This window comes from Streptomyces sp. NPDC045026, assembly GCF_056432625.1.
Genome location: NZ_JBWKIS010000017.1, coordinates 52,908 through 60,391, shown reverse-complemented (window position 1 = coordinate 60,391; position 7,484 = coordinate 52,908). Strand labels below are relative to the sequence as shown.

The 7,484-nt window shown below is 68.3% G+C and carries 6 protein-coding genes and 3 pseudogenes; 3 read left to right on the top strand and 6 right to left on the bottom strand.

Going from position 1 to position 7,484, the window contains the following annotated elements; all coding sequences use genetic code 11:
- Window positions 1-104: 104 nt before the first annotated feature.
- Window positions 105-323: pseudogene (locus tag AC07EJ_RS29855) on the bottom strand (integrase); the annotation flags it as partial.
- Window positions 324-403: 80 nt separating this feature from the next.
- On the opposite strand from AC07EJ_RS29855, the gene AC07EJ_RS29850 reads away from it, so the two are divergent.
- Both AC07EJ_RS29850 and AC07EJ_RS29845 read left to right on the top strand, forming a co-directional pair.
- Window positions 404-1,471 carry an integrase core domain-containing protein gene (locus AC07EJ_RS29850; RefSeq protein WP_478885423.1) on the top strand — a complete coding sequence of 356 codons (1,068 nt, stop codon included), beginning with the start codon at window positions 404-406 and terminating at the stop codon, window positions 1,469-1,471.
- The gene (locus AC07EJ_RS29845; protein ID WP_389489990.1) at window positions 1,468-1,713 is read left to right on the top strand and encodes a cold-shock protein; all 246 of its coding nucleotides are present in this window, start codon (window positions 1,468-1,470) and stop codon (window positions 1,711-1,713) included. The genes AC07EJ_RS29850 and AC07EJ_RS29845 overlap by 4 nt, the downstream gene beginning before the upstream one ends.
- A gap of 117 nt (window positions 1,714-1,830) precedes the next feature.
- Here AC07EJ_RS29845 and AC07EJ_RS29840 read toward each other — a convergent pair.
- The 3 genes and pseudogenes from AC07EJ_RS29840 to AC07EJ_RS29830 form a co-directional block, all read right to left on the bottom strand.
- Window positions 1,831-1,974 (bottom strand): annotated as a pseudogene (locus AC07EJ_RS29840) (GntR family transcriptional regulator); the annotation flags it as partial.
- A 546-nt stretch (window positions 1,975-2,520) separates the two neighbouring features.
- Entirely contained in the window at window positions 2,521-3,777 is a 1,257-nt protein-coding gene (locus AC07EJ_RS29835) for an SLC13 family permease (protein ID WP_478885422.1), read from the bottom strand.
- 80 nt (window positions 3,778-3,857) lie between these two features.
- Window positions 3,858-4,967, bottom strand: coding sequence for a PrpF domain-containing protein (locus AC07EJ_RS29830; RefSeq protein ID WP_389489925.1), 1,110 nt, complete (start codon window positions 4,965-4,967; stop codon window positions 3,858-3,860).
- 127 nt (window positions 4,968-5,094) lie between these two features.
- Between AC07EJ_RS29830 and AC07EJ_RS29825 the strand changes: the two genes are divergently transcribed.
- Entirely contained in the window at window positions 5,095-6,060 is a 966-nt protein-coding gene (locus AC07EJ_RS29825) for a LysR family transcriptional regulator (RefSeq protein WP_389489926.1), read from the top strand.
- Between the two features lie 88 nt (window positions 6,061-6,148).
- On the opposite strand, the pseudogene AC07EJ_RS29820 reads toward AC07EJ_RS29825, so the two are convergent.
- Both AC07EJ_RS29820 and AC07EJ_RS29815 read right to left on the bottom strand, forming a co-directional pair.
- Window positions 6,149-6,445: pseudogene (locus AC07EJ_RS29820) on the bottom strand (integrase core domain-containing protein); the annotation flags it as partial.
- A 251-nt stretch (window positions 6,446-6,696) separates the two neighbouring features.
- Window positions 6,697-7,353: a GntR family transcriptional regulator gene (locus tag AC07EJ_RS29815; protein WP_478885421.1), complete on the bottom strand. Its 657-nt coding sequence runs from the start codon at window positions 7,351-7,353 to the stop codon at window positions 6,697-6,699.
- Window positions 7,354-7,484: the final 131 nt, after the last annotated feature.

Here is a 7,484-nt window from a genome sequence, read left to right as displayed (position 1 = left end):
CTCCCCGCGCCGCCCCAGATGGTGGAGGCGGCGACTTGGATGCCGAGGGTGGCGAGTTCGCCGTGCACCCTGCGGTAGCCCGGCGCTTGCCGGAAACTTCATCCATCGACCTGGGAGCGCAGGAAGTCTGCCCAGGTACTGGAGTTCCGTTCGGGCGCTGGGTTGATCCCGGCCTCCTTGAGGATCTCCCATACGGTGGAGGAAGCCACCTTCACGCCGAGGATGAGCAGTTCGCCGTGGAGGCGCCGGTAGCCCCAGTTGGGATTCTCCCGGGCCAGGCGCAGGACCAGAGCGCGAATGGAGTGCACGGTGCGAGGCCGGCCTGTGGGGTTCCAGAACCCAGCCTGGCCTGATAACCAGCAGCGATGGGTAGAGCACCACGCTCCGGGAAGGATCTCGGACTGTGTCGCTACGTCTGCTCTACCTGGTTTTCGCCCGGCTGCTCGGCTGGCTGGCGCTTCTCTGCCGTTCCTCGTCGTCCAAGAACATCGAACTACTGGTCCTGCGGCACGAGGTCGCGGTCCTGCGCCGCACGAACCCCAAACCACGCTTCGACTGGGCGGACCGTGCCTACCTCGCCGCGCTGCTCCGACACCTGCCCAGAGCGCTGCGACAACACCGTCTGGTCACACCCGACACGATTCTGCGGTGGCGCCGCCGGCTGGTGACGAAGAAGTGGACGTACCCCAACCAGACCGGCCGCCCGCCGATTGACCAGGCTACCGCCACGCTCATCGAACAACTCGCCGCGGAAAACGCCTCCTGGGGATACCAGCGCATCCAGGGTGAACTCCTCAAGCTCGGCTACCGCGTGGGCGCTTCGACGATCCGCAGGATCCTCAGGCGCCGGAAGATACCCCCGGCACCCGAGCGATGCACCGACACGACATGGCGGCAGTTCCTCCGTACCCAAGCCTCGACGATGCTCGCCGTCGACTGCTTTCACGTCGACTGCGCGGTCACCCTGCGGCGACTGTACGTCTTCTTCGCGTTGGAAGTCGGCACCCGGTATGTGCACGTCCTCGGTGTGACCAGCCATCCGGACGGGCCGTGGACCACGCAACAGGCCCGCAGTCTCCTGATGAACCTCGGCCGCCGAGCATCCGCGTTCGCCTTCCTCGTACGCGACCGGGCTGGCCAGTTCAGCAGGTCATTCGACATGGTCCTCGCCAGCGAGGACATCAAGGTCGTGAAGATCCCTCCGCGGTGCCCTCAAGTGAATGCGTATGCGGAGAGGTTCGTGCGCACCGTCCGCTCGGAGGTCACCGACCGGATGCTCGTCTTCAGCCAACGCCACCTACGCACCGTGCTGAACGAGTACGCCCAGCATCACAACGGGCGAAGACCGCACCGCGGACAACAGCTGCGCCCGCCGCGACCCGACCACCCCACCGCCGACCTCACCCACGAGAGGATCAAGCGCCGCCCAGTCCTCGGCGGCCTCATCGACGAGTACGAGCGAACGGGATGAAATGCAGGTCAGCACGACGCCCCAGTTCTGGAACCCCACAGGCTACGGGAACTGTGAAGTGGTTCAGCGCGGAGAAAGGTTTCGGTTTCATCGCCCAGGCTGGTGGCGGCCCGGATGTCTTCGCCCACTACTCGGCGATCAACTCCACGGGCTTCCGTGAGCTCCAGGAGGGCCAGACCGTGACTTTCGATGTCCCCCAGGGCCAGAAGGGCCCCCAGGCGGAGAACATCAACCTGGCCTGAGAATCCCCACCCGAGCCCTGCGCTAGCGGAATATGCCGCCGACTTGAGGTGTTTGCGCGCGGTGTAGAGCTCGTCGGCCGTCGCGGGTGTGGGGGAGACGGTCGCGGCGCCGCGGTTGCCGTCGAAGCGGACCAGGTCGCCGTGTTCGAGTAGGCGCACCGCCTCGCGGACCGTGTTGCGGGCGATGCCGAGCTCGGCGGCGATCGCGCTCTCTCGCAGCCGGTCGCCGGGGCGGAACGCGCCCGCGAGGATCCGCTCCAAGTCGGCGGGCGCGGCCAGGTAACGCAACGCCTGCCCCGTCGTGGCCGGCCGCCGCTACCTGGACTGGCGCCGACCCCGAAGCCGCTCCGATCGCCGTCGTCCGCACCATCCGCGACGCGATCGACGCATAACCGAGCTGCTCGACTCGCTGCCGAGCGCCACCTGAGACCTCCTGTCCTCACCGCCCGTTGAACTGTCGAATTCGGTCCCCGTTCTGCGGCTCGGTCCTTGCCGTGCTGGCCGTTGGTGTCGGATGTGGGAGGGGTTGAGCGGGGTGGGCGTGCTGACCTGGACGCCGCCACCGCCCGGGACCTGGCCGCACTCGTCGCGGACGGCGCCTGGGGCCTCGTCAACTACTGGATCGTCGACGGCGACGAGCCGCTCGATCCCGAACAGTTGGCTGACCGGCCGCTGCGCCTGTCGGCGGTCATCACGCGTGACCACTCTGCTCTCGAAGGCAAAGGGGCCACGACGGGGATACGCCTGAAGCGCCGCGACCGGCGGCGCTTCAGGCGTATGTCGTGTCTCGTCGACCGGTCGCCGATTTCAGGACCAGGGCAGGACGAGCGCACCCCAGGCCACCACGGGCCCCGCGGCTACGATGCCGCAGGTGTAGCCGAGGACCTGGCGGTAGAAGCCGCGCCGCTCCACTCCCCGTGCGTTGCTCAGCACCAGGGCCCCGTTGGTGGAGAACGGGGAGACGTCGACGATCGTGGTGGAGACGGCGAGAGCGGCTATCAGGCCCGTCGAGCTGAGGTGGCTGGACAGCAGCAGCGGAACGGCGATCGGGATGATGGCGGTGAGGATCGCGGTCGAGGAGGCGAAGGCGGAGGTGACCGCGACCGTGAAGCAGAGCAGGAGGGCCACGACGAGCGGGGTACCGAAGTCGGCCGCGTGCTCGGAGATCTTCTCGATGATCCCGGCGTGCTCCAGCATCGCGATGTAGGTCATCATGCCGCCGACCAGCAGCAGGGTGTGCCAGCTGATGCCGTCCACCGCCTTCTCCTGGCGCTTCATGTCCAGGAGGGCCAGCAGCGCTCCGGCGGCCAGGGCGAGGACACCGATCTGCATCTGAAAGCCGAGAGCACACACCACGAGGGCAGCGAGGGCGGCGAGCGTGGCCCACTGGTGCCAGGTTGCTCGCTGCGTGGTCGTGTCGCCGTTCGTCTCCTCCTGCTGGGGCTGCTCGGTCGGGTCCGCCGTCATCGTGCGGCGCCGCAGGGCGGCGAAGGTCAGCACGGACAGGAGGAGATTGACAGCGAAGCTGGCGAAGAAGAGGGTCGCAGGGGCGACGGTCAGCTCGGTGTCGTCGACCATGCCGAGCACCAGCACCCCTGAGACGGCCATGGGGGAGAAGGCCCCTGCATGGGCGCCGCTGATCACCATCATTCCGGTCATCAGCGGGTTGATGTCGTAGCGGAAGGCGAAGTTCATCGCGATGGGCACCAGGATCGCCACGGCGGCAGGGGTGAAGGTGCCCAACGACGTCAGCACCCCGGCAAGGAGGAACAGCACCCAGGGGATCAGGAACGTACGCCCCCTCACCAGGCGGACTCCGGCGGCGACCAGAAGATCGACCGTGCCGTTGCGGCGGGCCACGGCGAACAGATAGGTGACGCCGACGATGGTGAGGAAGAGCTCCACGGGGAAGCCCTCGAATATCTGATCCTCCGTCATGTTCAGTGCGGTCGTACCGATCGCGAACGACACGACGAAGGCCAGGATGCCGATGTTGATCGGCAGGACGGTGCCGACGACGAACATGACGAGCAGCGCGCCGACGGATACCAGCTCAGGAGACATCATTGTCCTCTTTGTCCTGCGGGGACGGGGCGGGCGAGAGCGTCCGGTGACTGCGGCTCACCGGGGAAGGGTGGCAGGGGTCAGGCGGCGGCCGGCAGTGCGGGATCGCGTACGAGGATGCGGGCCTGGCACAGCACACGCGCGGCCCGGGCGACGGTGACCCGGTCCGGTCCAGTGCCCGAGGACTCCACGGCCAGCACACCTGCAGGGGTGCCGATGCGCAGGACGCCGCGGCCGGCGGCGGTGGACGCCTCGGCCACCACGGTGCCCTCGACGAGGTTGGCGGCGGCCACGGCCACCGCGGAGGTGAGCCCGATGGCCGGGTGCGGGGAGTTCATCGACAGCATCCGTACGGACACGTCGTACTCGTGCGCGCCCACGTGCTCGCCGAGGGTGGTGGTGTAGGCGACGGGAGAGCCGACGAGGCCGACCTTGGGCACCGCGTCACCGGGCGCAGCCCCGGGTTCGGCCAAGCCCATGCGGATTGCGGCGGCATGCCGGGCCGCACGCAGCCGAGGCACCTCCGTACGCATCTGCTCCAGCGTCTCGGCTCCGGTCCTCTCGGCGCGCAGCGCGTCCACCAGGACCACCGGGGCACCGGCGTCCACCATGCTCACGGCCAACGACCGCTCGCCGACCGGCAGTACTTCAGCCGGCCGGCCGGTCGGCAGGAGGTGACCTGTCGCTGCGCCCGAGGGGTGACGAAAAGCGAGACCTACCGGCACGCCTCCGGCCAGCGTGCCCGGGACCGTACGGTCTCCGAACTCCTGGACCCGGCCTCCCGGGGTGTCCACCTCGGCTTCGAGAACGGCGCCCGTGTTGATGTTGCGCATGACCACGGGGGTGCGCTCGTCCCTGAGCGGCACCAGGCCCTCGGCGACGGCGTAAAGGGCGATGGCTGTCGCGCAGTTGCCGCAGTTGCTGCCCCACTCGACCGTGCCGGTCCCGATGCCGACCTGGGCGAAGAGGTAGTCGATGTCGACGCCGTCGTGGGCGCTCGCGCCGACCACGGCCGCCTTGGACGTGGTGGGGGTGGCGCCGCCGATGCCGTCGAGCTGAACCGGGTCCGCCGCGCCGTAGGCGTCGACCAGGATGCGCTCGATCCGATCGCGGTCGGCGGGCATGTGCACCTGGGGGAAGAGCCAGCACTTGCTGGTCCCACCGCGTACGAGGGTTGCGGGAACGTGCATGTCAGAGCGTCCTTCTCTCAGCGCATCGGGTGCGGGACCGCTGCGTTGGCCAGACTCTCGCAGAGCCATTGGCTTGAGCACAATGTCTCGTTCCTTGAGGAGGCTTTAGCTGGGCTAAAGTCGCCGCATGCTCAATGTCCGCCGACTGCTGCTGCTCGCCGAGGTCGCCGAGCGCGGCTCGCTCACCGCCGCCGCCGAGGCGCTGTCCATGACCACGTCCGCCGCTTCCCAGCAGATGTCCCTGTTCGAGCGCGAGGCCGGGCAGCCGCTGATCGAGCGGCTACCGCGCGGCGTGCGCACCACCGCGGCCGGTGCCGCGCTCGCTGAACGGGGCCGCACCATCCGCCGTGAACTCCAGGCAGCAGAAGCTGACTTGGAGGCGTTCGGCCATCTGGACCGTGGTGTCGTGACCCTCGGCTCCTTCCCCACGGCCAGCGCCTCACTGCTTCCGCTGGCCCTGACCCGTTTCCGCCGCGCCCACCCGCAGGTACGCACGGTCGTGCGTGCCGGGGTCCTGGCCCAGCTGCGGGAGATGCTGCACACCGGTGAGGTGGAACTGTCGCTGCTGTGGGACTACGACTGGAACCGCGTCGACGACGACCAGTTGATCCTCACTCCCCTTCTGGAGGACCCCACGGTGCTGGTCGTGCCGACCAGTTCGCCGCTGGTCGCCTCAGAGCATGTGCGACTGTCCGAGCTGGCGGGCCAGGAGTGGATCATCCGCGCCGAGAACCACCCGGTCGCGGACGTGCTCCGGCGTGCCTGTCGTCAGGCGGGATTCGAACCGCGAATCGCCTACGCCTCCCACGACTACCAGGAAGCGCAGGCGATGGTCGCCGCCGGCCTCGGCCTGGCTCTTGCGCCCCGACTGGCCCTGACCAACCGGCGCAGTGACGTACGCCTTCTCTCCCTGTCTCACGACCAGTCGTCCGACGTCGTCTCCCCGGTCCGCCGCATTCTCCTGGCCAGGCCAGCCCAGCGCGCCGCCACGCCCGCGGCTCAGGCGATGGCCCGCATCCTGCACGCCGTCGCGCGAGGGTTCACCGACCCCGGACTTGACCGCCCTCAGCTGGGCGCGGTGCGGAAGCGCTGACGCGTCGCTCAACCGTGCAACGAACGGCGGGAGTCCAGCAGTTCGCCCGCTCCAGGCCCTGCGGGTGCCGGAAAATTATCCGGCCTGGTCAAGGTGCATGTCGGTACTCGCGGAGGGTTCCGCCGGGTCGGTCTCGTCGGCGGACCTTCAGGGCCCCGAGCTGCGGTGGGCGGTTGACCGGTTGGGGGAGCGGGCGGAGTGGTGCGGCTTGCTTGAGGGTCCGGTGGGGTCGGTGCTCGTTGTAATGGGTCTCGAACTCACCTAATGCGTAGAGGCGGTGGCTCTGGTTCCAGATCAAGGTGCGGTCCAGGAGCTCGCGTCGGCAGGTCTGTAGCCAGCGCTCCATGAGGGAGTTCATCCGGGGCATCTGGATGCCTGTGGTGATCCCGCGACTCGAAGTTCATGACCGCCTTCGACGCCCTTTTGGCCGACGCCGACCAGAAGGTACGTCTTCGCCGTCATCGAGCACTCGACAAGGCGCATCCGGGTCCTGGGCGCCACCGCAGCACGAGAGATCATGAGCCGTCCGCATTGGTCCGCGGGAAGACAATCAAAGGTCGGTGTGCGCGGCTCGCCGATAGGTAATCAAGGCCGTGACCTGCGCGGATGATTTATCGGCACCCGCAGTGTCCGAGGTCAACCAACCGTCGGCATAAAAGCCTTGGCGTGTGCGAGGTGGGCTTCCAGGAGCTGGGCCGCCTCCTCGCCTTTCGCCTGACGGAGCAGCTCCACGATGGCCCGGTGCTGCTCGACCTGTGCGGGCAGATCGTCGCTGGTGCGGTCTGTGGTGGCCACCGCCAGCTTGATCTCCGACATGAGATCGCGGGCCGTCGCCGTCAGTCGGGGGCTGCCCAGGAGCCCGACGATCGCCACGTGCACGGCGAGATGCGCCTCCGTGACGACGCTGGCAGCGGCTGACGACGCGACAGCCTCTTCGAAGTCGCGCTGGACCGCGATGAGCGTCATGAGGTCGGTGCGAGTTGCCTGCACCACCGAGCGCGCCGCCGCCGTCTCCAGGACGCGCCGCGCCGTGAAGACGTCCTCGATCTCCTCCTCGGTGAGCTGCCGCACCTCGACCCCGCGATTCGGCCGCCGTACCAACAGGCCCTCACCGGTGAGGATTTGCAGGGCCTCACGCACGGTGCTGCGCGAGACACCGAGGCTCTCGGCGACATTGTTCTCGCGCAGAGAGGTGCCGCCCGTGAGGGTTCCCCGGTACATCTCCTCGCGCAGCGCGTGAGCCACACGGTCCACCGTGCTGGAGCGATCGATCTCTATGGGGCCTAGCGCCATGACGCACTTCCTCGGGGTCTTGGTCGGACAGCCGGACAATCTGGGGCGACAGTCTACTGGCATGCAGGAGTGGGGAGTTGGCGCGGCCTATTCCTCCCAGGGCTCTTGACGATCACTGTGCTTGCTGAAAT